Origin of the sequence: Cellulomonas sp. FA1, from assembly GCF_000986825.1 — a bacterium.
GTDB classification, from domain to species: Bacteria; Actinomycetota; Actinomycetes; order Actinomycetales; family Cellulomonadaceae; genus Cellulomonas; species Cellulomonas iranensis.
Map to the genome: position 1 here is coordinate 3,586,670 of NZ_LBMY01000001.1, position 24,111 is coordinate 3,610,780.

Below are 24,111 nucleotides of genomic sequence, written 5' to 3' on the forward strand. Positions count from 1 at the left end.
CACCGCGGGACTCGGCGCCGTCGGCGCGGCGGGGCCGCGGGTGCGCCGGCCGCCGACCCGTCGGTGTTCGCGGGCGTGCTCGGCCAGGTCGAGCAGGTCCAGCAGCTGCAGTCGACGTCGCAGGACCTCGCGGTGCGCGCCGTGACCGGTGACCTCGACGACGTGCACGACTACACGATCGCCGCCGCGCGCTCGTCGCTCGCGCTCGAGCTCACCGCGGCCGTGCGCAACAAGGCCGTCGAGGCCTTCACCGAGATCATGAGGATGCAGGTCTGATGCCCGCTCAGGTGCAGGACGCGTGGGGCCGGGTCACGGCCGCGGTCCGTCAGCTCTCGCTCGCGCAGCGCACGTTCGCCGTCATCGCGGTGGCGGCGCTCGTGCTCGGCGCGGTCGCGCTGAGCAGCTGGATGTCGAAGCCGACGCTCGTGCCGCTGTTCTCCGGCCTGTCGGGCGCCGACGCGAGCGCCGTGGTCGACCAGCTCACGTCCGCGGGCGTGCAGTACGAGCTCACGGACGGCGGCGGCACCGTGCTGGTGCCCGCGTCCGCGGTGTACGAGCAGCGCGTCAAGCTCGCGGCGGCGGGCCTGCCGGCCGACGCCGACGGCGCGGGCTACTCGCTGCTCGACAAGATGCCGATGACGGCCTCGGAGTTCCAGCAGGAGAAGACGTACCGGCGCGCGCTCGAGGGCGAGCTCGCGCGCACCGTCGGCGCGATCGACGGCGTCGAGGCCGCCACCGTGCGGCTCGCGATCCCCGAGGAGACCGTGTTCGTCGCGGCGAAGAGCGACCCCACCGCGTCGGTGTTCGTCCGCACGCGCCCGGGCCGCGAGCTCACGGCGGACCAGGTGCAGGCCATCACGCACCTGGTGTCCGCGGGCGTCGAGGGCATGCAGCCGGCCGACGTCGCGGTCGTCGACGCGAGCGGCGCCGTGCTGTCGTCCGTCGGCGACAGCGCCGCGAGCGGCGGGCTCACCGACTCGCGCGCGGCCGACTACGAGGCGCGCGTCGGCGGGGCCGTGCAGGCCATGCTCGACCGCCTCGTCGGCCCGGGCAACGCCACGGTCACGGTCAACGCGCAGCTCGACCTGTCGCAGTCCGAGCGGACCACCGAGGAGTTCTCGGCGACGCCCGACACGCCCCCGCTCGCGTCCTCGACGACCACCGAGGAGTACACGGGCACCGGCAACGGCGGCGCGACGGGCGTGCTCGGCCCGGACAACATCGCGGTGCCCGGCGACGGCGCCAACGGCAACGGCACGTACTCCTCGACCAACGAGGACGTCACGAACGCCGTCAACAAGGCCACCGAGACGACCCGCTCGGCGCCCGGCGCGCTGCAGAAGCAGTCCGTGTCGGTGCTGGTCGACCAGGCCGCCGCCGGCGGCATCAACATGGCCGACCTGCAGGCCGCCGTCGCGGCCGCCGCGGGCGTCGACACCGAGCGCGGCGACACGCTGTCGGTGCAGCGCATGGCCTTCGACACGACGAGCGCGCAGGCCGCCGAGCAGGCGCTCGCGGCCGCCGACGCGCAGGCCGCCGCGGAGCAGCGCTCCGACATGATCCGGCAGATCGCCATCGCCGCGGGCATCGTCCTGCTGGTCGTCGTCGTGATGATCGTGCTCGGCCGGCGCTCGCGCCGCGCCCGGCGCGAGGCGCTCGACCTGGGCGAGCTCGACGCCGCGCGCGCGACCGCCGTCGCGCTCCCGCCGATCGAGGGCCCCGCCGAGGACGAGCTGCCGATCCTGCCGCCGCCGCCCGCACCCGTCGCGCCCGACGGCACCGCCGTGCGGCGCGCCGAGATCGCGGCGCTCGCCGACGAGCAGCCCGAGCAGGTCGCCGAGCTGCTGCGCGGCTGGATGACCACCGGGGCGCGGCGATGAGCATCACGGGGCGGCAGAAGGCCGCGCTGCTGCTCGTGCAGCTCGGCAAGGAGCGCGCGGCGCGCGTCATGTCGAAGCTCGACGTCGCCGAGATCGAGGAGCTCACGGCCGAGATCCTGCGCTTCGACCGGGTCGACCAGACGCTGGCCGACGAGGTCGTCGACGAGTTCTACGCGGTCGCCGAGATCGGCCCGGGCGTGGGCGGCGGGCTGGGCTTCGCGCAGCAGCTGCTCGAGGCGTCGGTCGGCAAGGAGCAGGCCGCGGGCATGATCGAGCGTCTGCAGGCGTCGCTCGCGGGTCACTCGTTCGACTTCCTGCAGCAGGCCGACGCGCGGCAGGTCGTGTCGCTGCTCGACGGCGAGCACCCGCAGACCATGGCGCTCGTGCTCGCGCACCTGCGCCCCGACCACGCGTCGGCGATCCTCGCGGGGCTCCCCGAGGACCTGCGCGCGGACGTCGCGCACCGCATCGCCCTCATGGAGCGCGCGTCGCCCGACGTCGTCGCGGTCGTCACCGAGGCGCTGCAGCGCAAGGCGTCCGCGGTGCTCGCGCCGCGCGAGCTCGCGGCCGTGGGCGGCGTGCAGCCGCTCGTCGAGATCATCAACCGCGCCGACCCGGCCACCGAGAAGTCGATCCTCGAGGGGCTCGCCGCGCGGGACGAGGCGCTGGCCGACCAGGTGCGCGCGCTGATGTTCGTGTTCGGCGACGTCGTGCTGCTCGAGGACCGCGCCGTGCAGCTCGTGCTGCGGCAGGTCGAGACGGGCACGCTCGCGCAGGCCCTCAAGGGCTCGGGCCCGGACGTGCGGGACAAGATCCTGCGCAACATGTCGGAGCGCGCGCGGGAGAACCTCGTCGAGGAGATCGACCTGCTCGGCCCGATCCGGCTGTCGCAGGTCGAGGAGGCGCGCGCCGCGATCGTCCAGGTCATCCGTGGCCTGGAGGAGAGCGGGCAGATCGTGGTGCGCCGCGAGGGCGAGGACGAGCTCGTTGCCTGACCTCGACTTCGTGCCGCTGCAGCGCACGCCCGTCGCCGCCGCGCGGTTCGCCGCGCGCCCGGCCACGCACGCGCCCGAGCGCCCCGCGGAGCCCGCCGGCGTCCGCGCGGTCGCGCTCGCGCGGCTCGACGCCCCGGCCGCCGGCGACGACGAGGCGCGCGCGGCGGGCTGGGCCGCGGGCTACGCCGCGGGCGCCCGCCGGGCCGCCGCCGACGCCGCCGAGCAGGCGGCCCGCACCGCGCAGCAGGCCGCGCACGACGCGCAGGTCCGCGCGGCCGAGCACGCGTCGGCGCTCGCGGCGCTCGACGCGGCGAGCCGCGCGCTGCAGGCGCGCACCGCACCGGTCGTGGCCGACGCGCTCGCGACGGTGCGGACGGCGGCGCTCGAGCTCGCGGTCGCGCTGCTGGGCGTCGAGCTGGGGGATGCGTCCAGCGCCGCGCGCGCCGCGCTGGCCCGCGTGCTCGCCGAGCCCGACGTCCCGGACGACGCGGTCGTGCACCTGCACCCGCGCGACCTCGCGGCCCTGCCGGGCACCGACGGGCTCGCGGTCACGTTCGTGGCGGACCCCGCGCTCGCCCCCGGCGACGCGGTGCTCGAGCACGCCGACGGTCACGTCGACGCCCGGATCGGGACCGCCGTGCAGCGCGTGCGCGACGCCCTGGAGGCCCCGTGACGACCCTCGCGCCCGAGCGCGACCTCGCCGACGGCTGGTCGCGCGCGCTGCACGCCGCACGCCCGGTCGCGGTCGGCCGCGTGCGCGGCGTGGTCGGGCTCTCGATCGAGACCGCGGGCACGTCGGCCGCGGTCGGCGAGCTCGTGACCATCGGCGAGGGCGACGAGGCCGTGACGGCCGAGGTCGTCGCGACCGCCGGCGGCGCGACGCGCTGCATGCCGCTCGGCCCGACGCACGGCCTGCGGGCCGGGCTGCCGGTCCGCGCGCACGGCACGGGACTGCGGGTCCCCGTCGGCTCCGGCCTGCTGGGGCGCGTGCTCGACGGCCTGGGACGGCCCATCGACGGGCGCGGCCCGCTCGACGTCGAGGCGATGGTCGAGCTCGACGCGCCCGCGCCGCACCCGCTGGACCGCGCACGCGTCGACACCCCCCTGCCGCTGGGCGTGCGCGTGCTCGACACGCTCGTGACGGCGGGGCGCGGGCAGCGCCTCGGCCTGTTCGCCGGGTCGGGCGTCGGCAAGTCGAGCCTGCTGTCGATGGTCGCGCGCGGCACCGACGCCGAGGTGTCGGTAATCGCGCTCGTCGGCGAGCGCGGCCGCGAGGTGCGCGAGTTCCTCGAGGACGACCTGGGGCCCGAGGGCCTCGCGCGGTCGGTCGTCGTGGTCGCGACGTCCGACCAGCCGCCGCTCGTGCGCCTGCGCTCGGCGTTCGTCGCGACGCGCATCGCCGAGCGGCTGCGCGACGAGGGCCGCCACGCGGTGCTCATGATGGACTCGCTGACGCGCGTCGCGATGGCGCAGCGCGAGATCGGGCTGTCGGTGGGCGAGCCGCCCGCGACGCGCGGGTACCCGCCGAGCACGTTCGCGCTGCTCGCGCGCCTGCTCGAGCGCGCCGGCGCGGGCCCGACCGGCTCGGTGACGGGTCTGTACACCGTGCTCGTGGACGGCGACGACCACAACGAGCCGATCGCCGACGCCGCGCGCTCGATCCTCGACGGGCACGTCGTGCTGGACCGGCGCCTCGCGGTCGCGGGGCACTTCCCGTCGGTCGACGCGCTCGGGTCGGTGTCGCGCGTCGCGTCGCGCGTGTCGACGCCGCAGCAGCGCGCCGACGCCGCGCGCCTGCGGGCCGTGATGGCGGCGCGCCGGCAGGCGCAGGACCTCATCGACGTCGGCGCGTACGTGGCCGGCTCCAACCCGCTCGTCGACACGGCCGTCACGCACGCGGCCGCGATCGACGCGTTCCTGCGGCAGGGGATGGACGAGGCCGCACCGGCGGACGCGTCGTGGACGTGGCTGCGCGCGCTGGTGCAGCAGATGGGGGAGGCATGAGCCGCAACTTCCCGCTCGCGGGCCTGCTGCGCGTGCGCGCCATGGCCGAGGACACCGCCGCGGCCGAGCTCGCGTCCGCGCGCCGCGAGGAGCGGATCGCGCGCGACCGCGCGACGCGCACGGCCGAGATGCTCGGCTCGACGCGCCCGCCCGGCGAGGCCGACATCGCGGCGTGGCAGGCGGCCGTCGCGGCGCGCGTCGCGCTGTCGTCGCTGCTGACCGAGGACCTGAGCGCCGTCGAGGACGCCGAGCAGCACGTCGGACGCCGGCAGGCGGAGTGGACGGCCGCGCGCGTGCGGACGCGGGCCGTCGACCGGCTGCGCGAGCGCCACGAGGAGGAGGTCCGCGTGACCGAGGAGCACGCCGAGCAGGTCGCGCTCGACGAGGTGGCCGCGCGCAGCGCGGCCCCGACGACACCCGGGGAGGACGCATGACCCCCACCGCCGTGGCGGCCCCCGCCACGTCCCCGCGCCCGGCGCCCGGTGCCGGCCCGCGCCCGGCGGGTGGTGCCGACGCGTTCGCCGACGCGCTCGCGGCGCAGGTCGGCCGGGACGAGGGCCGCGACGCGCGCCGGGACGTGCGCGCCGAGCGCGCGCCCGGCCCGGACCGCTCGTCCGGCCCCGACCGCACGGCGCGGGCCGACCGCGCACCCGGCCGCGAGCCGGCGCGCCCCGCCGCGTCGGGCCGCGCCGACGGCCCCCGTCGCACCGCTCCGGGTGACGCCGCCGCGGCCGGTGACGCCGCCGCCGCACCGGGCGGACCGACCGCCGAGCCCGTGGCGCCCGGCACGCCGACGCCCGACGTGACGGTGCTGGCCGTCGGGTTCCCGCCCGTGGCCGCCGCGCCGGCCGCGGCCCCGGTCGACGCACCCGTCGAGACGCCCGCGGCGCAGGCCGCCGCGCCGGCCGTCGACGACGCGACGCCGGCCCTCCCCGCCGCACCGGCGCGGCCCGCCGCCGCCGTCGCGCCCGTCGCCGCGGCGCCGGCCGCGTCGCCGACCCCCGTGGCCCCCGCCGACGTGCCGGCCGACGCCGCGGCGGCGGACCCGGCCGCCCCGCAGGCCCCGGCACCCGCGCCGGCCCGCGCGGTGCGCACCGGCGAGCCGAGTCCCACGCCGTCGACGGTGCGTGCGGTCGGCGACCCGCCGGCCCCGGCGGCGGCCGACGCACCGGTCGCGCGCGAGCCGCTCGCGGCGCCGACTGCCGCACCCGCACCCGCACCCGCGCCGGTCCCGGTCGTGGCGCCCGCGCCCGCCCCGGCTCCCGCCCCCGCGGCGGCGGCCCCGTCGCCGTGCCGGCGACGCAGCCCGTGCCCGCGGTCCCGCTCGCCGAGCAGCTCGGCGCGCGCCTGCGGTCCGTCGGCGAGCTCGGCGCCGGCCGCCACGTGCTCACCGTCCCCGTGGACCCCGAGCACCTCGGCCCCGTCCGGGTGGTCGCGCACATCACGCACGACGCCGTCCGCCTCGACCTCGTCGGCGCGACCGACGCGGCGCGCGAGGCGCTGCGCGGCACCCTCGCCGAGCTGCGGCGCGACCTGCAGGCCGCGGGTCTGCAGGCCGAGCTCGGCCTCGGCGGCCGCGACGAGGCCGGCGGCCGCGCCGGTCAGGACCTCGACCAGGGCCCGGGCGGCCGCTCCGGCCGCCCGGCCGACGGCGCCGTCACCCCGCGCGGCGCCGACGGCGACGCGCCCGCCACCCCCCACCCGACCCCCGTGCGCGCCCCGGCGCGCTCGACCTCGTCGTCTGACCCCGGAGGACCCGTTGAGCATCGACACGTCGTACGCGCAGGGCAACGTGCCCGTCGGCGGCTCCGGCGCGTCCGGCGCGAGCGAGCCCGTCGACCGGACGTCGCTGGACAAGCAGGCGTTCCTCAAGCTCCTGGTCGCGCAGATGCGCTACCAGGACCCGACCAGCCCGATGGACACCACGCAGCTGATGGCGCAGACCACGCAGCTCAACACGATGGAGCGTCTCGTCGAGCTGTCGGACACCCAGCGCGAGGCGTTCGCGCTGCAGATGCGGTCGTCCGCCGCCGCCCTCGTCGGTCGCGAGGTCACGTGGAAGGACTCCGAGACCACGACGCGCACGGGCGTCGTCACCGCCGTGTCCTACGCGGGCGCGGTCCCGACCGTGCGGGTCGGCGACACCGACGTGCCGCTCGACGCGGTCGCCGCCGTCACGGCGGCCGACCCCACCGCGACCACCCCGCCGACCACCCCCGCCGCCTGACGCGGACCACCGAAAGGAACTCCCATGCTCCGCTCGCTCTTCTCCGGCATCAGCGGTCTGCGCAGCCACCAGACCATGCTCGACGTCACGGGCAACAACATCGCCAACGTCAACACGACCGGCTACAAGTCCTCGCAGGTGGTGTTCCAGGACACGCTCAGCCAGGTCCTCACCAACGCGGGCGCCCCGCAGGGCGGCGTCGGCGGCACCAACCCCGCGCAGGTCGGCCTCGGCGTGCAGGTCGCGGGCATCACGACGAGCTTCACGCAGGGTGCGTCGCAGACCACCGGCCGCAGCACGGACATGATGATCCAGGGCGACGGGTTCTTCGTCGTCCGCAAGGGTGCCGAGACGTACTACACGCGCGCCGGCGCGTTCGACTTCGACACCACGGGCCAGATGGTGCTGCCGGGCGAGGGCGCGCTCGTGCAGGGCTGGGCCGCGGTCAACGGCGTCGTCGACACGAACAGCCCGCTCGTCGACCTCAAGGTCCCGGCCGGCACCACGATGGGCGCGGTCGCGACGACGACGGCGGACACGCTCGGCAACCTGGACTCCTCGGCGGCGGTCGGCACGACCAAGAACCTGCCGATGAAGGTGTACGACGCGATCGGCACCGAGCGCACGCTCACGGTGACGTTCACGAAGGAGGCCGCGGGCTGGACCGTGGCCGCGGGCGACGGGGCGGCGACGGTCGCCGCGCAGCCGGTGACGTTCACGGCGGCCGGTGCGCTCGCGACGCCCGGCACGCTCACGGTCGGGGGCGTCGCGCTCGACCTGTCGAAGGTCACGGGCTACGCGGGTCTCGACACGATCGCGGCGGGCACGCCGAACGGTCAGGCCGCGGGCACGCTGCTGTCGTTCGGCCTCGGCGCCGACGGCACCATCACCGGCACGTTCAGCAACGGCCTCAAGCAGGTCATCGGCCGCATCGCCATGGGGGCGTTCACCAACCCCGGCGGCCTGGAGAAGGCCGGCGGGTCGCTGTTCCGCACGTCGGTGAACTCGGGCGAGCCCATGATCGGCACGGCCGGCACGGGCGGGCGCGGCGGGCTCGCGGGCGGCCGCCTCGAGATGTCGAACGTCGACCTGTCGAGCGAGTTCACCAGCCTGATCATCGCGCAGCGCGGGTTCCAGGCGAACTCGCGCATCATCACGACCTCCGACGAGGTGCTCAACGAGCTGGTCAACCTCAAGCGCTGACGATGCAGGGGATCACCGCGATCGCGGCGCGCATGGCGCAGCTCCGCGAGCTCGTCGAGCCCGCGCCGACCCCGACCGTCGCGTCGGGGTCGGCGTCCGGCTCGACCACCACGGCCACGGCGTTCGCCGACACGCTCGCGCGTGCGGTCGCGACGTACCAGGTGCCGGGCGCCGCGCCCGCGACGACCGTCGACACGTCGCCGTCGTCGGTGCGGCGCATCAACGGCGACATGCTGCCCAACGGCCTCGCGGCGCACCAGAACGGCCGCGTGCCGGACGCCGCGCTGACCCCCGTGGGGGACACCGGGCACCGCCTGTGGCAGCCCGCCGCGCAGCAGCTCACGCGCCTGATCGACGACGCGCGCGCCCAGGGCGTGACGATCGGCATCACGGACTCGTACCGCACGTACGACACGCAGGTCGACCTCGTGCGCCGCAAGGGCCTGTACTCGCAGGGCGGCCTCGCCGCGACGCCCGGCACGTCGGACCACGGCTGGGGGCTCGCGGTCGACCTGCGGCTCGACGACCGCGCGCAGGCGTGGATGCGGGCCAACGCCGACCGGTACGGCTTCGCGGAGGACACGCCGCGCGAGCCGTGGCACTGGGCGTACCAGACATGACGCGCCGCACGCGGGTGAGGCCCGACGCCTCAGCCGCCCGCACGCCCTGCCGATGAGCAGGACGTGCCCCACGGACGGGGCGCACGCGGCGCCGGGCGCCTAGGCCGGAGCCGCCGCACCAGCAGTGACCAGGGACGGGATGTGCCGTGATCGTCGTGACGCGACTCAACGGGGGCAGGTTCGGGGTGAACCCCGACCTGGTCCAGCGGGTGGACAGTGCGCCCGACACCATCCTCACGCTCGTCGACGGCACCAAGCTCATCGTCCAGGAGTCCCTCGAGCAGATCGTCGCGCTCATCCACGAGCAGCGCGCGTCGCTGCTGGCGCGTGCGCGCGACCTCGAGCGGCTCGGGCCGGTGGGCACCGTGCCGGACCTCGACGACGACACCGGTGACGACCCGCCGCCGCCCGTCCCGCTGCGACCGAGGAGCCGCTGATGGACCCCGCGGGCATCGTCGGCATCCTGTTCGCGTTCGGCGCGATCTACACGGCCCTCACGCTCGAGGGCGCCGACCCCATGTCGATCCTGCTGCCGGCGCCGCTCATCCTCGTGTGGGGCGGCACGCTGGGCGTCGGCCTGGCCGGGCACACGCTCAAGGACGCGAAGGCCGCGTTCGCGGCCGTGCCGCGCGCGATGCGGGCCAAGGCGCCGCAGCCGGGCGCGAACGTCGACGTCGTCGTCAAGCTCGCCGAGCGCGCGCGCCGCGAGGGCCTGCTGGCGCTCGAGGACGACGCGCGCCAGGTCGAGGACCCGTTCCTGCGCGAGGGGCTGCAGGCCGCGATCGACGGCACCGACCCGGAGGACCTGCGGGTCATCCTCGAGGACCGGATCGCGACCAAGCGCGCGACGGACCGCGTGGCGTCCAAGTACTTCGTCGACATGGGCGGCTACGCGCCGACCATCGGCATCATCGGCACGGTCATCTCGCTCGTGCACGTGCTCGAGAACCTGTCGGACCCGGCGTCGCTGGGGCACTCGATCGCCGCCGCGTTCGTCGCGACGCTGTGGGGCATCCTCTCGGCGAACGTCGTGTGGCTGCCGATCGGCAACCGCATCCGGCGCATCTCCGACCTCGAGTGCCAGCAGATGGAGATCACGCTCGAGGGCCTGCTCGCGGTGCAGGCGGGCGCCAACCCGCGCCTGGTCGGCGAGCGGCTGCGCAGCCTCGTGCCCGGCGGCGGCGACAAGCCCGACGCCCGGACGGAGGCGGCGTGAGCGCGGCGGGCGGCCGGCGGCGCCGGCACGAGGAGCACGAGGAGCACGTCAACCACGAGCGCTGGCTCGTGAGCTACTCCGACATGATCACGGTGCTCATGGCGCTGTTCATCGTGCTGTTCGCCATCAGCCAGGTCGACCAGGAGAAGTACCTCGCGCTGAGCAAGTCGCTCGCCGCGGGCTTCGGCAACGGCGACGTGCAGGTCTCGTCGACGGTGTTCGACGGCGGCGACGGCGTGCTCGACGGCATGGCGCCGCAGGACCAGGACGCGCAGGGCGCGGGCACCGCCGGCATGGTGAGCGCCGACCAGGGCCTCGCGGAGGTCGGGCAGATCCCGACGCCCGAGCCGGTCGACCCGCAGCTGCTGGCCGCCGCGCAGGCCGAGGCGTCGCACCTCGAGCAGGTGCGCGAGGCGCTGCGGCAGGGGCTGCTGGCGCAGGGCCTGGACAAGGTCGTGCAGTTCCGCATCGACGAGCGCGGCCTGATCCTCGGGCTCATCGCCGACGACGTGTTCTTCGCGCCCGCGAGCGCCGAGCTGACGCCCACCGCGCTGCAGGTGCTCGACGTGGCGGCGCCCACGCTCGTCGCGCTGCAGGAGCAGATCGCGATCGAGGGGCACGCGAACGTGCTCCCGGTGTCGGGGCGCTACCCGACCAACTGGGAGCTGTCCGCCGACCGGGCGACCCAGGTGCTGCGGCACCTCGTGGAGAAGGACGGGCTCGCCCCCGGCCGCATCTCCGCGGTGGGGTTCGGCGACGCCCGCCCGGTCGCGCAGGGCATGGACGAGGCGTCGCTGGCGGCCAACCGCCGCGTCGACCTCGTCGTGCTGTCCGACGCGCCGGAGAACGTGCGCGAGCTCGTGCCGACCGTGACGCACGAGTGACCCGACGACCCGAGACGGAGGTGTGACATGCCAGTCGAGCAGCGTGTGGTGTCCCGGCAGAAGATCGGGGGAGGCGGCGGTGGGTCCGCACCCGCCCCGGCCCCGGCGGCCGAGCCCGTGGCCGAGAAGAGGTCGCGGCGCGGCCTGCTGGTCGTGGTGGCCGTGGTCGTGGTGCTGCTGATCGGCGGCGCCGCGGCGTACTTCCTGCTGCTGAAGGGCGACGGTGCGGCCGCGGAGCCGGCACCCGAGCCGACGCCCGAGCTGGGCGCGGTCGTCAAGGTCGAGCCCATCAGCATCAACCTGGCCGACGGGCGCTACCTGCGCCTGGGCCTGGGCCTGCAGCTCACGGCCGACGCGGGCGAGGAGATCGACGCGTCGCGCGCGCTCGACCTCGCGATCGCGCTGTACTCGGGCCGTCCGATCGCCGAGGTCTCCGACCCGGCCACGCGTGACCAGCTCAAGGCGCAGCTCGCCGAGCAGCTCTCCGAGGCGTACGAGGGCGAGGTGGTGGACGTCTACCTGACGAACTACGTCACGCAGTGACGTGACCAGCCGGCGCCACGGAGGGCGCCGCCGTCGCTCCCCGCCGCGCGCGACCGTGCCGCGCGACGCACCGCCCAGGACGGGCGGCGGGAGATCCACCGCACGGTCCGCGCACCCACCGGGCCCTTCGTCGTCCTCGTGCGCGACCACGCCGCCGATTCTCCTCACGTCCGTGCGGCACCCGCCGATGGGTCGGTCGTGACGCCGTCCCCACCCGCGACCGACGCGCCCGCCGCGCCCGTCGCCACCGACGTGCCCGTGGCACCCGGCTCGTCCGCGCGCCGCCGCGCGCGCGCCGCCGCACCGGTCCCGTACGACTTCCGTCGCCCCCTCACGCTGTCGCGCGAGCACGCGCGCCACCTGTCGATGGCGCTGCAGCGGTTCGCGCGCCTGTGGGGCACGCAGCTCACGGCGCGCCTGCGCGCGCTGGTCCAGGTGACGTTCGACGACGTCACGCTGCTGACGTACGACGAGCACGTCGCGAACCTGCCGACGCCGACCGCGCTGTTCGTGTGCACGGTCGAGCAGCCGCGCGGCACGGCGCTGCTGCAGCTGCCGGTGCCCGCGACCCTGGTGTGGGTCGACTACCTGTTCGGCGGCTCGGGCCTGGGCGACGAGCGCGAGGGCCGCGAGCTCACCGAGATCGAGACGACGCTCGTGCGCGACCTCGTGACGAACGCGCTCGCGGACCTCACGTACACGTTCGCGGCGATCATGCCGCTGCAGCTGTCGGTGCGCTCGATCCAGTACAACCCGCAGTTCGTGCAGGCGGTCGCCGCGACCGACGCCGTGCTGTCGGCGAGCTTCACGCTGCGGATCGACGAGAAGCGCGTCGACACCGCGACGCTCATGCTCCCCGCCGAGGCCGTGCTCGCGGCGCTGCGCACCGAGCAGCGCCCCGACGGCGAGACCCCCAACCCGGACCGGCTGGTCCGTGACAAGGCCGACCTCGAGCGCGCGACGCTCGAGGCGCCGGTCGAGGTCGCCGTGCGCTGCACGCCCCGTGTCGTCCACCCGCGGGACGTCGTCGACCTCGCGGTCGGCGACGTGCTGCCGCTGTCCCACCCCGCGAGCCGGCCCCTGGAGGTCGTGGTCGACGACGTCGTGCTCGCGCACGCCGCCGCCGGCACCCACGGCTCGCGGCTCGCCTGCCAGGTCGTGAGCGTCGAGGAGAACCACGCATGAGCACCACGTCCCCCGTCGTCGACACGACCGCGGCCGCCACGGCCGCCGCGGCGCTCGTCCCCGCCGACGTCCCGCTGCAGGTCGCACCGGCCGACGCGGCCCCGCCGGCCGACGCCGCCGCGGTCGTCGCGGGCGTCGTCGGCCGCACGTCGGCCGACGTCGCGCTCGTGCTCGGCCCGCAGGTCGCCGCGGCCCTCGCCGAGGGCACCGACGGCGCCGCGCTCGACCCCGCTGCGGCCCTGCGCCCGGCGCTGCAGGCGGCCGCGGCCGCGCTGGGCGACGGCGTGCTGGAGCCCGCGCGGCTGTCGACGGCCGGTCAGGTCGTCACGCCCGAGAGCGACGTCGTCGCGCTCGTCGGCCCCGACGGGCCGCGCGCCTGGCTCGTGGTGCGCGTGCGCCCGGGCGGTGCGCCGGCCGCCGCCGCGCCCGCGGTGCCGACGCAGCGGGGCGCCGCGCTGCGTGCGCTGTACGACGTCGAGCTCACGCTCACCGCCGAGATCGGGCGCACGCGCCTGCCGCTGCGCCAGGTGCTCGACCTCACGCCCGGCACGGTCCTCGAGCTCGACCGCGCCGCGGGCGGGCCCGCCGACGTCGTCGTCAACGGGCGCCTGATCGCGCGCGGCGAGGTCGTCGTGGTCGACGAGGACTTCGCGATCCGCGTCACCGAGATCGTCAGCGCGCCGGACGCCGTCTGATGGACGAGCTGCTGCTCGTCGGCCGCGTGCTGCTGTCGCTCGCGTGCGTCGTCGGCCTCGTGTGGTACCTGGCGCGCAAGCTGGGTGCCTCGCGGGGTGCGCACGACGACCGCGAGCCGACGGTGCACGTGGTCGACCGGCAGTCGCTCTCCCGCGGGTCGGGCGTGGCCGTGGTCGCGGTCGGCAGCCGCCGCCTGCTCGTCGGGTTCGGCGAGCAGCAGGTGCAGCTGCTCACCGAGCTGCGCCCCGTGCCCGAGCTCACGCCCGCGACCACGTCGGCGTCCGCGCCCCCCGCCGGGTCGGCGGACGCCGTGCCCACGCCGCGCCCCGCGCCCGACGGCGCGCGCCCCGGCCCGCTCGCGGGCTCGGTGCTGTCCCCGCAGACGTGGCGCGCGACCCTGCGCGCGCTGCAGGACCGCACGGTGCGCCGATGACCCGCCCGGCCCTCGCGTCGCCCGCACCCGCGACGCCTGTCCCGTCGCTGCCGACGCCACCGGCCGTCCGCGACCCGCGCCGCACGCTCGTGCGCGCGCTGCTGCTCGCGCTCGTCGTCGCGGGCGTGCTCGTCGTCCAGCTCGCGCTCGCCGCGCCGTCGCACGCCGCGACCGGGCCCACGCCGCCCGCGGCGCCGACCGCGCCCGAGGCGCCCGGCGTGGGCGAGGTGACGGTGCAGGTCAACGGCATCAACGGCACGCCCAGCGGCTCGATCGTCGTGCTGCTCGGCATCACGCTGCTGTCGGTCGCGCCGTCGCTGATCCTGCTGACCACGAGCTTCACCAAGATCCTCGTGGTGCTGTCCCTCACCCGCAACGCGCTCGGCCTGCAGGGCGTGCCGCCCAACCAGGTCCTCGCGGGCCTCGCGCTGTTCCTGTCGCTGTTCGTCATGGCGCCGGTCGTCAGCGGCGTCAACGACGCGGGCGTGCAGCCCTACCTCGACGGCAGCCTCACGTTCACGCAGGCCGTCGAGGCCGGGCAGGCGCCGCTGCGCGAGTTCATGCTGTCCCACACGCGCGAGCAGGACATCGCGCTGCTCACGCGCGCCGCCGACCGGCCCAACCCCGAGACGCCGGCCGACGTGCCGTTCACGGTGCTCGCGCCCGCGTTCCTGCTGTCGGAGCTGCGGGCCGCGTTCATCATCGGCTTCGTCGTGTTCGTGCCGTTCCTCGTGATCGACCTCGTCGTATCCTCCGCGCTCATGGCGATGGGCATGATGATGCTGCCGCCGATCATGGTGTCGCTGCCGTTCAAGCTCCTGCTGTTCGTGCTCGTCGACGGCTGGGGGCTGATCGTCACCGCGCTCGTCGGCTCGTACACCGGGGGCGGCTAGTGGACACCAACGCGGTCCTCGACATCGCGCTCGACTCCCTCGTGCTGGCCGCCAAGCTCGCCGCACCCGTGCTCGTCACCGCCCTCGTCGTGGGGTTCGCGGTGTCGCTCGTGCAGTCCGTGACCCAGATCCAGGAGGTCACGCTGTCGTTCGTGCCCAAGGCCGTCGCCGCGGCCGCGGCGCTGCTGATCGCGGGGCACTGGATGATCACCGAGCTCGTGACGTTCACGCACGAGCTGTACGCGCGCATCCCGTCGCTGCTGGGCGGGTGAGCGGACCCCGATGGACCCCGTCGCCGTCACGCTGCCGATCGCCGCGGTCGAGACCACGCTGCTCGCGGCCGTGCGCATGATCGCGTTCCTCGTGGTCGCGCCGCCGTTCGCGCAGCGCGGCGTGCCCGGACCGGTCAAGGTCGCGCTCGGCACGGGCCTTGCGCTCGCGGTCGCGCCGCGGCTCGAGCAGGTCGAGTCGACCGGCACGGGCGCGTTCGTCGGCGCTCTCGTGCTGCAGGCCGTCGTCGGCGCCGGGACCGGGTTCCTCGTCTACCTGGTGTTCGCGGCGGTGCAGTCCGCGGGGTCGCTCGTCGACCTGTTCGGCGGGTTCCAGATCGCGACCGCGTTCGACCCCATGAGCATGACGAGCGGCGCGCAGTTCTCGCGGCTCTACCAGCTGCTCGCGGTCGTGCTGCTGTTCGCGTCCGACGGCTACCAGCTGGTCGTCGCGGGGCTGCTGCGCACGTTCGACGTGCTGCCGCTCGGGACCATGTTCTCGGCCGCCGGGTTCGCGCAGGGCGCGGCCGACGGCATCACGTCGCTGTTCGTGTCGGCGCTGCAGATCGCGGGCCCGCTGCTCGTCGTGCTGTTCCTCGCCGACGTCGGCCTCGGGCTGCTCACGCGCGTGTCGCCCGCGCTCAACGCGTTCGCGCTCGGGTTCCCCCTGAAGATCCTGCTGACGCTCACGCTGTGCGGCTTCGCGCTGCTCGCGCTGCCCGACCTGCTCGGCGCGCTCGCCGAGCGCACCGCGACCGACGTGCCGGCGGTGCTGCGGTGAGCGGCGGCGGGGGCGGCGAGCGCACCGAGAAGGCCACGCCGCAGCGGCTCAAGGACGTCCGGCGCAAGGGCCAGCTCGGGCGCTCGCAGGACCTCACGGCGTGGGTCGGCCTCGGCGCGGCGGCGCTCATGCTGCCGGGCGTGCTCGGCCGCGCGCGGGGCGCCGCGCTCGAGCAGATGACGCAGGTCCGTGCGGTCGCGTCGAGCGCCGACCCCGCGCAGGCCGTCGAGGTGCTGCGGCAGTCGCTCCAGTCCGCGGGCAGCACGCTCGGTCCCATGTTCGCCGTGCTCGTGGTCGCGACGATCGTCGTCGCCGTCGCGCAGGGCGGCGTGAGCTTCCGCAGCATGAAGCCCAAGTTCGACCACCTCAAGCCCGCGGCCGCCGCGAAGAAGTTCGTCGGCCCGCAGGCGATGTGGCAGGGCGTCAAGACCCTCCTCAAGACCCTCGCGGTCGCGGCCGTGCTCTACGCGGGCGTCCAGACCATGGTGCCGACGCTCATGGCGTCCGGGACGCTGCCGCTCGCGGCCGTGCTGGGCGCCGCGGGCGACGGCGCGTCGGGCCTGCTGCGCGGCGGCATCGCGGTGGGCGTCGCGCTCGCCGTGGTCGACCTGGTGGTCGTGCTGCGACGCAACCGCAAGTCGACGCGCATGACCAAGCAGGAGGTCAAGGAGGAGAACAAGCGCACCGAGGGCGACCCGCTGGTCAAGGGCCAGATCCGGTCGCGGCAGATGCGCATGAGCCGCAACCGCATGATGGCCGAGGTCGCGACCGCGGACGTCGTCATGGTCAACCCCACGCACGTCGCCGTCGCGCTGCGGTACGAGCCCGGCACGGGCGCGCCGCGCGTCGTCGCCAAGGGCGCCGGCACCGTGGCCGCGCGCATCCGCGAGCTCGCGGGCGAGCACCGCGTGCCGCTCGTCGAGGACGTCCCGCTGGCCCGTGCGCTGCACGCGGCGTGCGACGTCGGCCAGGAGATCCCCGAGCACCTGTTCACCGCCGTCGCGCGCGTCCTCGCGTTCGTCATGGCGCTGCGCCGCCGCGGCGCGAGCCTCGGCCAGCACCGCCTGCCCGGCGGATCGACGCTGCCGCCCGACACCCCGACCCCGCCCCGAGCCCGGCGCCCGCGCGCCGGCGCCGCCCCCAGGAGCTGACCCGTGCAGAACCGTTCCGTCGCCCGCTTCGCGGTGCCCGTCGGCGTCGTCGGCATCGTGCTGCTGCTCGTCGTGCCGCTGCCGCCCGCGATGCTCGACGTGCTCATCGTCGTCAACATCACGGCGTCGCTCGTGATCCTGCTGACCAGCATGTACGTGCAGAAGCCGCTCGACTTCTCGGTGTTCCCGTCGCTGATCCTCGTGTTCACGCTGTTCCGGCTCGGGCTCAACGTCGCCTCGACGCGCCTCGTGCTGGGGCAGGGCTTCGCGGGCGAGGTGATCGACGCGTTCGGCCACTTCGTGGTCGGCGGGTCGCTCGTCATCGGCCTCGTGATCTTCCTCATCCTCGTGGTCATCCAGTTCGTCGTCATCACCAACGGCGCGGGCCGCGTCGCCGAGGTCGGTGCGCGCTTCACGCTCGACGCGATGCCCGGCAAGCAGATGGCCATCGACGCCGACCTCAACTCGGGCCTCATCGACGAGGACACCGCGCGCCGGCGCCGCGCCGAGGTGTCCGCCGAGGCCGACTTCTACGGCGCGATGGACGGCGGGTCGAAGTTCGTCAAGGGCGACGCGATCGCCGGCATCGTCATCACGGTCATCAACCTGGTCGGCGGGTTCGCGATCGGCATGATGCAGATGGGCATGTCGGCGGGCGAGGCCATCGAGCGGTTCAGCCTGCTGACCGTCGGCGACGGCCTGGTCACGCAGATCCCCGCGCTGCTGCTGTCGGTGTCCACGGGCATCGTCGTCACGCGCGCGACCGCCGAGGGCGACATGGGCACCGCGGCCGCGTCGCAGCTCACGCAGTCCCGCACGGCGCTGCTCGTCGCGGGCGGCGCGGCCGTCGCGCTCGCGCTGCTGCCCGGCATGCCCAAGCTGCCGTTCCTCGCCGTCGGGGGAGCGCTGCTGGTCGCCGGTCAGCGCATCGGCGCCCGCGAGAAGGCCGAGGCCGCCGCCGCGGCCGAGCCCGCGGTCGCCGAGGTCGCCGCGCCGTCCGCCGAGACGCCCGAGCAGCTCATCGAGCAGATGCGCGTGCACACGCTCGAGATCCTGCTCGCGCCCGACCTCGTCGACCTCGTCGGCACGGGCCCGGACCAGGACCTGCTCGCGCGCGTGCGGGCGCTGCGCCACAAGGTCGCGCTCGACCTGGGCATCGTCGTGCCGCCCGTGCGCACGCGCGACAGCGTCGACCTGCCGCCGTCGACGTACGTCGTGCGCGTCGCGGGCGTCGAGGTCGGCCGCGGCCAGGCGCCCCCGGGCGCGTGCTCGCCCTCGGCGACGACCTCGCCGCGCTGCCCGGCACCGCGGTGTCCGAGCCCGTGTTCGGGCTGCCCGGCAAGTGGGTGCCCGCCGAGCTGCGGCACGCCGCGGAGATCTCCGGCGCCACGGTCGTCGACCGCGTGTCCGTGCTGGTCACGCACCTGTCGGCGCTCGTGCACGACCACGCCGCGCGGCTGCTCGGGCGCGAGGACGTGCGCGTGCTCACCGAGGGCGTCAAGCAGGTCAACCCGTCGGTCGTCGAGGAGCTCGTGCCCGCGCTGCTCTCGCTGGGCGAGGTGCAGCGCGTGCTGCAGGGCCTGCTCGTCGAGCAGGTGCCGATCCGCGACCTCGGCCGCATCTACGAGGCCCTCACGCTGCGGGCCCGCGTCTCGACCGACCCCGAGGGGCTGGTCGAGGCCGCGCGCTCGGCGCTCGGCCCCGCGCTCGCGGCGCCCTACGTGCAGGAGGGCGCGCTGCGCGTCCTCACCCTCGAGCCCGTGCTCGAGCACCAGCTCGCCGAGAACCTGCGGCCCGGCGACCAGGGCAGCCAGCTGCTGGTCGACCCGCAGCGCCTCGACACGGTGCTCGCGCAGCTGCGCGCCGCGGTCGGTCGCGCCGAGGCCGAGGGCCGCGGGGTCGTGCTCGCGTGCTCGCCCGCGATCCGCCCGGCGCTGCGCCGGCTCGTCGCGCTCGCCGACCCGCGGCTGCCCGTGCTCTCGTACTCCGAGGTCACGGCCGCGGGCGTCCAGGTCGACACCGTGGGGGTGGTGAACGGTGACCACGCGATTGCTGCTTGAGGGTCCCGACCTCGACGAGCTCGTCACGCAGGTGCGCGAGCACCTGGGCCCGGGCGCGCGGATCGTCAGCGCCGAGCGCATCCGCTCGGGCGGGTTCGCGGGGTTCTTCGCCAAGGAACGCTACGAGATGACCGTCGACGTGCCGGACGAGGACGACCGGCCCGTGCGCGCGTTCGCGCACCGGCCCGCCGCACCCGCGCCCGCGCGCGGCATCGAGGACCTGCTCGACGCGGCCGACGCGGCCGACGGCCCCGACGGCCCGCCCGCACCCGGTCCGGGCGTGTCGACCACGTCGCGCGAGTTCGCGGCGGTCCTCGACCAGGTCCGCTCGCTCGTGGGCGCCCCCGACCCCGACCTCGTGGTGCCCGCGCCCCGCCCCGCCGACGCGGCGCTCGCGGGTGCCGCTGCCGCGCTCGCGGTCGCGCCCGCGGTCCCCGCCCCGAGCCGCCCCCGCGCCCCGTACGCGCCCGGCGTCGGGCTGCGCGCCGAGCTCGTCCGCCTCGGCGTGCCGGTGCGCCTGCTCGACGCGGGGCCCATGACGCTCGGCGCCCTGCTGGGCCGGCTGCCCGCACCGCCCCCGCCGCCGCGCGGCGTCGGACAGGTGCTCGTGGTCGTCGGCGAGGGCGACGGGCCGCGCGCCGTGGCCCGCACGCTCGCGGTGCGGTGGGGGCTGCCCGACGGCCGCGTGCACGAGCTCGACGCGTCCGGCGCCGTCACGGCACCCGCCCGCGACGGCGGCTCCGCGCAGGTCGTCGCGCTGCGCGTCGGCACCGAGCACCACGACCGCGCGCGCGCCGCGCACGCGCTCGCGGGCCTCGGCGCCGACCAGGTGTGGGCCGTGACGGACGCGCGCACCAAGTCCGCCGACGTCGCGGCGTGGGTGGCCGCGGTCGGCGCCGAGCGCCCCGTGGACGCGCTCGCGGTGCACGGCCTGCTCGACACCGCGGCACCCGGCACCGTGCTGGAGCCCGGCCTGCCGGTCGCGTGGGTGGACGGCGTCCCGGCGTCGCGCCTGGTGTGGGCCGCCGCCCTCGGTCAGGAGCTCGACGCCGCGCTCGCGTGAGCGCGCCGCCGGACCAGCACCGTGACGCCCGCGGCCACGGCCCACACGAGGATCGGGTAGGCGGCGAGCCGCTCGACCAGTCCGACGAGCCGCTCCGGGACGACCGTCACCCCCAGCACGAGCGCGGTCACGCCGAGGGCGCCGAACCCGACGCCCAGCACCCCGAGGCCGCGCAGGCCGGGCGTGCGCGCGAGCGACGCGCCCAGCGTCAGCAGGCCGGCGAGCCCGCCGACGATCGCGACGGCCGCGGCCGGCACGTGCGCCGCGCTCACGTCCTCGGGGCTCAGCCCGACCACGAGCTCGCCCACGCCCGCCACGCCGATCAGCGCGAGGCCGACGCGCCCCGCGGCGCCCCGGGCCAGCACGGGTCGCAGCAGCAGCGCGCCGAGCAGCAGGCACGCACCCGTGGCGACCCACGAGACGTTCGCGGCGACGTGCCACGGCGAGCACACGTCGCGGCCGCGGTGCTCGCCGCAGCCCGCCGCGCCGAGGTCGCTGATGGTGTTCGAGAGCACGCTGTACGGCGTCGTCCACGCCGCCCGGACCACCAGCAGCACCACGAAGTAGTGCGCGACCGCGACCCACGCGGCCGCGCCCGCGAGGACGCCGCCGCCGGTCAGGGCGCCGCGCGAGGGTCGGGCGGCCGCGGGGACGGACGGCACGGGGGTCGGGGCGCTCACCCGGGCACCGTACCCAGCCCGCGGCGGACCGGCCGCACCCGTCGCTCGCCACGTCCCGACGCGCGCGGGACGCCGGCCGGGCCGCCGCGGGCGCCCTGTAGTCTCGCGGGCATGCTCGTGCTCACCCGTCGCGTCGGCGAGAGCGTCGTCATCGGCGACGACGTGGTCGTCACGGTCCTCGAGGTCCGGGCCGACGGCGTGCGGCTGGGCATCGACGCGCCGCGCCACGTGCGCGTCCACCGCTCCGAGGTGCTCGACGCGGTGCGCGAGGCGAACGCCGCCGCCGCGCAGGCCGGCGACGCGGACGCCACGGCCGCGGCCGCGCTGCGCGACCTGCTGCCGGGCCACCGGTCGGCGCCCCGCGCCGACGCACCCGGGGCCGCGGACCCGTCGGCGCCGGACGCCGGCGGCACGCCCCGCGGCTGAAGACGGCCCGCACCCCTCAGACCTCGGCCCCGGCGGCCGATGTGCGGGGCGTCGGGTGCGTGCGCACCCAGCCGGGGAGGTGCACATGGACGACGTCGACGAGATCGTGCGCGAGTTCCTGGTCGAGTCGCAGGAGAACCTCGACCAGCTGGACCGCGACCTGGTCGCGCTCGAGGAGCAGCCGGGATCACGCCCGCTGCTGAGCAGCGTGTTCCGCACGATCCACACGATCAAGGGCACGAGCGGGTTCCTCGCGATGCACCGCCTCGAGCGGCTCACGCACGCGGGCGAGAGCCTGCTGGTCGAGCTGCGCGACGGGCGCCGCACGATGGACCAGCGGACCACCGACGTGCTGCTCGCGATGGTCGACCGCGTGCGTGACCTGCTGACCGCGATCGAGCGGGACGGCACCGAGGGCGACGTCGAGGTCGACGAGGTCGTGGCCCTCGTCGAGGCCGTGCGCGCCGAGGAGCCGCAGGCCGCGGGCGCCGCGCCCGCCGCCGCACCCGTCGCCGCGCCCGCCGCGGTCGCGGCACCCGAGCCGGTCGCGGCCGCGTCGGCTGCGGCCGCCGCTCCCGTGGCCGACGCACCCGTGGCCACCGCACCCGCCGTCGCGGCGCCCGCCGCCCCGGTGGCGCCCGCGCCCGCGCCGACGGCCCCCGCGGCCGTCGTCCCGCAGCCGCACCCCGCGCCCGAGCCGCCGGCCCCGGCGGCCGAGGCCGCCGAGGAGGTCGGCCACCTGCGCGTCGGCGACTCCGCGATCCGCGTCGACGTCGACCTGCTCGACGCGCTCATGCGCCAGGTGGGCGAGCTCGTGCTGGCCCGCAACCAGATCACGCGCCTGGCCGCCGCCGCCGACGACGTCACGCTCGTGCGCACGGCCCAGCGCCTCGACCTCGTCGCCGGCGAGCTGCAGGAGGGCGTCATGAAGACGCGCATGCAGCCCATCGAGCACCTGTGGTCCAAGATGCCGCGCGTCGTGCGCGACCTCGCGGCCACGTGCGGGCGCGAGGTCCAGCTCGAGATGTCGGGCGGCGACACCGAGCTCGACCGCAGCCTGCTCGAGGCCGTCAAGGACCCGCTCACGCACCTCGTGCGCAACGCGGTCGACCACGGCATCGAGGCGCCCGCGACGCGTGTCGCCGCGGGCAAGCCCGCCAAGGGCGTCCTCACGCTCCGCGCGTACCACGCGGGCGGCCAGGTCGTCGTCGAGGTCGCGGACGACGGCAAGGGCATCGACCCGGTCGTCGTCGGCGCCAAGGCGGTCGAGCGCGGACTGCGCACGCCCGCGCAGGTCGAGGCCAGCGCGCCCGGCGACCTGCTGCAGCTGCTGTTCCTGCCCGGCTTCTCGACCGCGTCGGCCGTGACGAACGTGTCGGGCCGCGGCGTCGGCATGGACGTCGTGCGCACCAAGGTCGAGCAGGTCGGCGGCACGGTCGACGTCGAGTCGACCGTGGGCGTGGGCACCGTGTGGCGCCTGCGGATCCCGCTGACGCTCGCGATCATGCCCGCGCTGACGGTCGAGTGCGCCGGTGACGTGTACGCGGTCCCGCAGGTGAACCTGCTGGAGCTCGTCGCGCTCGACGCGCAGCGCGGCGGCACCGCGATCGAGCACGTGCACGACGCGCCCGTCTACCGGCTGCGCGGCGAGCTGCTGCCGCTCGTGTCGCTGACGGGCGTCCTGGAGATCCCCGACGAGGCGACCGAGGGGTCGAGCTCGGTGATCGCGGTCGTGCAGGCCGACCACCACCGGTTCGGGCTCCTGGTCGACCGGGTCCTCAACACCGAGGAGATCGTGGTCAAGCCGCTGTCGGCGCGCCTCAAGTCGATCGGCGCGTACGCCGGGGCGACGGTGCTGGGCGACGGTCGCGTCTCGCTGATCCTCGACGTGCAGGCCGTCGCGCGACGCGCGCTGCACGGCGAGGTCGAGGCCGCGGCGCGGCGCGCGGGCGTCGAGGAGCAGCTCGACCACGCGGGCCGCGAGCAGGTGCTCGTCGTCGGCATCGGCGAGGGCCGCCACGTCGCGATGCCGCTGCAGCAGGTCACGCGCCTGGAGCACCTGCGCACCGACGAGGTCGAGCGCGTCGGCGGGCGGGAGGTCGTGCGCTACCGCGGCACGATCCTGCCGCTCGTGCGGCTCGACCGGATGCTCGGCGCGTACGGCGAGGAGGTCGACGAGCTGCTCGTCGTCGTGCTGACGCGCGGCACGCGGGCCGTCGGCCTGGTGGTCCGCGAGATCGTCGACATCCTCGAGGACCGCGACGACCAGCACTCCGACGTCGAGGACATGGGCCTGCTCGGGTCCACGGTGCTCGGCGGCCGCGTCGTCGAGCTGCTCGACGTGCGGTCGGCGGTCCTCGCCGCCGACGCGGCGTTCTACGACGAGCCCGCGCAGGACCCGGACGACGCGTCCGCGGTGCTGGGCTCCGACCTGGTGGGAGCGGCACGATGAGCCAGTACGTCACGTTCACGCTCGACGGCACGCTGTACGGCGTCGACGTGCTGCGGGTGCAGGAGGCGCTGCGCTCGCACACGCGCACGCGCGTCCCGCTCGCGCCCGCCGAGGTCGCCGGCCTGGTGAACCTGCGCGGGCAGGTCGTCCTCACCATCGACATGCGCACGCGCATGGGTCTGCCGCCGCTCGCGGGCGACGAGCCGATGATGGTCGTCGTGCAGGTCGCCGGCGAGCCGATCAGCCTGCTGGTCGACGAGATCGGCGACGTCGTCGAGGTCGGCCCCGACTCGTTCGAGGCGCCGCCGGACACGCTCGACCCCGCGATGCGCTCGGTCGTGCGTGGCGCGCACAAGCTCGACGGGCGCCTGCTGCTCGTGCTCGACGTGGACGAGGCCGTCGCGGCCTGACCCGCGTCACGGGCCGCACGGCCCCGCACCGCCCCCGGAC

General features: G+C 76.2%; 25 protein-coding genes and 2 pseudogenes. 26 read left to right on the top strand and 1 reads right to left on the bottom strand.

All coding sequences use genetic code 11. The features are described from left to right. Positions 1-63: 63 nt before the first annotated feature. The 23 genes and pseudogenes from GY42_RS16220 to GY42_RS16325 all read left to right on the top strand — a co-directional run bounded on the left by GY42_RS16220 (position 64) and on the right by GY42_RS16325 (position 20,103). A complete protein-coding gene (locus GY42_RS16220) occupies positions 64-276 on the top strand; it encodes a flagellar hook-basal body complex protein FliE (protein ID WP_082131609.1) in 213 nt (70 codons plus the stop codon). Next, positions 276-1,880 (top strand): flagellar basal-body MS-ring/collar protein FliF, encoded by a 1,605-nt coding sequence (fliF, locus tag GY42_RS16225; protein ID WP_046530112.1) that lies wholly within the window; start codon positions 276-278, stop codon positions 1,878-1,880. Before GY42_RS16220 ends, fliF begins: the two co-directional genes overlap by 1 nt. After that, positions 1,877-2,875 carry a flagellar motor switch protein FliG gene (gene fliG / locus GY42_RS16230; protein WP_046530113.1) on the top strand — a complete coding sequence of 333 codons (999 nt, stop codon included), beginning with the start codon at positions 1,877-1,879 and terminating at the stop codon, positions 2,873-2,875. Before fliF ends, fliG begins: the two co-directional genes overlap by 4 nt. Then, complete coding sequence (locus tag GY42_RS16235; protein ID WP_052748452.1) at positions 2,868-3,548, top strand: FliH/SctL family protein; 681 nt, start codon at positions 2,868-2,870, stop codon at positions 3,546-3,548. Before fliG ends, GY42_RS16235 begins: the two co-directional genes overlap by 8 nt. Further along, a complete protein-coding gene (locus GY42_RS16240) occupies positions 3,545-4,879 on the top strand; it encodes a FliI/YscN family ATPase (RefSeq protein ID WP_046530114.1) in 1,335 nt (444 codons plus the stop codon). The genes GY42_RS16235 and GY42_RS16240 overlap by 4 nt, the downstream gene beginning before the upstream one ends. Next, complete coding sequence (locus tag GY42_RS16245; RefSeq protein WP_046530115.1) at positions 4,876-5,313, top strand: flagellar export protein FliJ; 438 nt, start codon at positions 4,876-4,878, stop codon at positions 5,311-5,313. Before GY42_RS16240 ends, GY42_RS16245 begins: the two co-directional genes overlap by 4 nt. Positions 5,314-6,187: 874 nt before the next feature. Then, a pseudogene (locus tag GY42_RS20230) lies at positions 6,188-6,424 on the top strand (flagellar hook-length control protein FliK); the annotation flags it as partial. A 214-nt stretch (positions 6,425-6,638) separates the two neighbouring features. Beyond that, positions 6,639-7,106, top strand: a complete 468-nt coding sequence (locus GY42_RS16250; protein WP_046531132.1) for a flagellar hook assembly protein FlgD — start codon at positions 6,639-6,641, stop codon at positions 7,104-7,106. A gap of 24 nt (positions 7,107-7,130) precedes the next feature. Next, positions 7,131-8,309, top strand: a complete 1,179-nt coding sequence (locus GY42_RS16255; protein WP_046530116.1) for a flagellar hook protein FlgE — start codon at positions 7,131-7,133, stop codon at positions 8,307-8,309. Positions 8,310-8,311: 2 nt separating this feature from the next. Then, positions 8,312-8,929 carry a M15 family metallopeptidase gene (locus GY42_RS16260; RefSeq protein WP_046530117.1) on the top strand — a complete coding sequence of 206 codons (618 nt, stop codon included), beginning with the start codon at positions 8,312-8,314 and terminating at the stop codon, positions 8,927-8,929. Between the two features lie 155 nt (positions 8,930-9,084). After that, positions 9,085-9,366 carry a flagellar FlbD family protein gene (locus tag GY42_RS16265; RefSeq protein WP_306298830.1) on the top strand — a complete coding sequence of 94 codons (282 nt, stop codon included), beginning with the start codon at positions 9,085-9,087 and terminating at the stop codon, positions 9,364-9,366. Continuing rightward, on the top strand, positions 9,366-10,145 hold the full coding sequence (locus GY42_RS16270; RefSeq protein ID WP_046530119.1) for a motility protein A: 780 nt from the start codon (positions 9,366-9,368) through the stop codon (positions 10,143-10,145). Before GY42_RS16265 ends, GY42_RS16270 begins: the two co-directional genes overlap by 1 nt. After that, positions 10,142-11,029, top strand: a complete 888-nt coding sequence (locus tag GY42_RS16275; protein WP_046530120.1) for an OmpA/MotB family protein — start codon at positions 10,142-10,144, stop codon at positions 11,027-11,029. The genes GY42_RS16270 and GY42_RS16275 overlap by 4 nt, the downstream gene beginning before the upstream one ends. Positions 11,030-11,056: 27 nt before the next feature. After that, a complete protein-coding gene (locus GY42_RS16280; RefSeq protein WP_046530121.1) occupies positions 11,057-11,572 on the top strand; it encodes a flagellar basal body-associated FliL family protein in 516 nt (171 codons plus the stop codon). 198 nt (positions 11,573-11,770) lie between these two features. Further along, positions 11,771-12,757 carry a flagellar motor switch protein FliM gene (locus tag GY42_RS16285; RefSeq protein WP_236686822.1) on the top strand — a complete coding sequence of 329 codons (987 nt, stop codon included), beginning with the start codon at positions 11,771-11,773 and terminating at the stop codon, positions 12,755-12,757. Next, positions 12,754-13,452: a flagellar motor switch protein FliN gene (gene fliN, locus GY42_RS16290; RefSeq protein WP_046530122.1), complete on the top strand. Its 699-nt coding sequence runs from the start codon at positions 12,754-12,756 to the stop codon at positions 13,450-13,452. The genes GY42_RS16285 and fliN overlap by 4 nt, the downstream gene beginning before the upstream one ends. Then, complete coding sequence (locus GY42_RS18420) at positions 13,452-13,886, top strand: flagellar biosynthetic protein FliO (RefSeq protein WP_052748453.1); 435 nt, start codon at positions 13,452-13,454, stop codon at positions 13,884-13,886. Before fliN ends, GY42_RS18420 begins: the two co-directional genes overlap by 1 nt. Next, positions 13,883-14,779, top strand: coding sequence for a flagellar type III secretion system pore protein FliP (gene fliP, locus GY42_RS16300; RefSeq protein ID WP_082131611.1), 897 nt, complete (start codon positions 13,883-13,885; stop codon positions 14,777-14,779). Before GY42_RS18420 ends, fliP begins: the two co-directional genes overlap by 4 nt. Beyond that, a complete protein-coding gene (fliQ, locus tag GY42_RS16305) occupies positions 14,779-15,051 on the top strand; it encodes a flagellar biosynthesis protein FliQ (RefSeq protein ID WP_046530123.1) in 273 nt (90 codons plus the stop codon). The genes fliP and fliQ overlap by 1 nt, the downstream gene beginning before the upstream one ends. A 10-nt stretch (positions 15,052-15,061) precedes the next feature. Further along, positions 15,062-15,829, top strand: coding sequence for a flagellar biosynthetic protein FliR (locus GY42_RS16310; protein ID WP_046530124.1), 768 nt, complete (start codon positions 15,062-15,064; stop codon positions 15,827-15,829). After that, a complete protein-coding gene (locus GY42_RS16315) occupies positions 15,826-16,980 on the top strand; it encodes an EscU/YscU/HrcU family type III secretion system export apparatus switch protein (RefSeq protein WP_046530125.1) in 1,155 nt (384 codons plus the stop codon). Before GY42_RS16310 ends, GY42_RS16315 begins: the two co-directional genes overlap by 4 nt. Positions 16,981-16,983: 3 nt before the next feature. Then, positions 16,984-19,040 (top strand): annotated as a pseudogene (gene flhA / locus GY42_RS16320) (flagellar biosynthesis protein FlhA). Beyond that, on the top strand, positions 19,018-20,103 hold the full coding sequence (locus tag GY42_RS16325; RefSeq protein WP_152667359.1) for a hypothetical protein: 1,086 nt from the start codon (positions 19,018-19,020) through the stop codon (positions 20,101-20,103). The pseudogene flhA and the gene GY42_RS16325 overlap by 23 nt, the downstream one beginning before the upstream one ends. Here the strand turns inward: GY42_RS16325 and GY42_RS16330 are convergent. After that, on the bottom strand, positions 20,076-20,783 hold the full coding sequence (locus GY42_RS16330; RefSeq protein ID WP_082131612.1) for a DUF998 domain-containing protein: 708 nt from the start codon (positions 20,781-20,783) through the stop codon (positions 20,076-20,078). The two genes, GY42_RS16325 and GY42_RS16330, sit on opposite strands and share 28 nt — an antisense overlap. Before the next feature lie 111 nt (positions 20,784-20,894). Here GY42_RS16330 and csrA point away from each other — a divergent pair, with 111 nt between their 5' ends. The 3 genes from csrA (at position 20,895) to GY42_RS16345 (ending at position 24,071) form a co-directional block, all read left to right on the top strand. Next, entirely contained in the window at positions 20,895-21,209 is a 315-nt protein-coding gene (gene csrA / locus GY42_RS20060; protein ID WP_046530127.1) for a carbon storage regulator CsrA, read from the top strand. A gap of 85 nt (positions 21,210-21,294) precedes the next feature. Beyond that, positions 21,295-23,661: a chemotaxis protein CheA gene (locus GY42_RS16340; RefSeq protein ID WP_046530128.1), complete on the top strand. Its 2,367-nt coding sequence runs from the start codon at positions 21,295-21,297 to the stop codon at positions 23,659-23,661. Then, on the top strand, positions 23,658-24,071 hold the full coding sequence (locus GY42_RS16345) for a chemotaxis protein CheW (RefSeq protein WP_046530129.1): 414 nt from the start codon (positions 23,658-23,660) through the stop codon (positions 24,069-24,071). Before GY42_RS16340 ends, GY42_RS16345 begins: the two co-directional genes overlap by 4 nt. Positions 24,072-24,111 lie beyond the last annotated feature (40 nt).

Bases quoted from the DNA above. Each gene is read 5' to 3' on its own strand.
- fliG (WP_046530113.1), top strand. From the start codon at position 1,877: ATGAGCATCACGGGGCGGCAGAAGGCCGCGCTGCTGCTCGTGCAGCTC.
- GY42_RS16260 (WP_046530117.1), top strand. From the start codon at position 8,312: ATGCAGGGGATCACCGCGATCGCGGCGCGCATGGCGCAGCTCCGCGAG.
- GY42_RS16340 (WP_046530128.1), top strand. From the start codon at position 21,295: ATGGACGACGTCGACGAGATCGTGCGCGAGTTCCTGGTCGAGTCGCAG.
- fliN (WP_046530122.1), top strand. From the start codon at position 12,754: ATGAGCACCACGTCCCCCGTCGTCGACACGACCGCGGCCGCCACGGCC.
- fliF (WP_046530112.1), top strand. From the start codon at position 276: ATGCCCGCTCAGGTGCAGGACGCGTGGGGCCGGGTCACGGCCGCGGTC.
- GY42_RS18420 (WP_052748453.1), top strand. From the start codon at position 13,452: ATGGACGAGCTGCTGCTCGTCGGCCGCGTGCTGCTGTCGCTCGCGTGC.
- GY42_RS16245 (WP_046530115.1), top strand. From the start codon at position 4,876: ATGAGCCGCAACTTCCCGCTCGCGGGCCTGCTGCGCGTGCGCGCCATG.
- csrA (WP_046530127.1), top strand. From the start codon at position 20,895: ATGCTCGTGCTCACCCGTCGCGTCGGCGAGAGCGTCGTCATCGGCGAC.
- GY42_RS16280 (WP_046530121.1), top strand. From the start codon at position 11,057: ATGCCAGTCGAGCAGCGTGTGGTGTCCCGGCAGAAGATCGGGGGAGGC.
- GY42_RS16345 (WP_046530129.1), top strand. From the start codon at position 23,658: ATGAGCCAGTACGTCACGTTCACGCTCGACGGCACGCTGTACGGCGTC.
- GY42_RS16255 (WP_046530116.1), top strand. From the start codon at position 7,131: ATGCTCCGCTCGCTCTTCTCCGGCATCAGCGGTCTGCGCAGCCACCAG.
- fliP (WP_082131611.1), top strand. From the start codon at position 13,883: ATGACCCGCCCGGCCCTCGCGTCGCCCGCACCCGCGACGCCTGTCCCG.
- GY42_RS16270 (WP_046530119.1), top strand. From the start codon at position 9,366: ATGGACCCCGCGGGCATCGTCGGCATCCTGTTCGCGTTCGGCGCGATC.
- GY42_RS16310 (WP_046530124.1), top strand. From the start codon at position 15,062: ATGGACCCCGTCGCCGTCACGCTGCCGATCGCCGCGGTCGAGACCACG.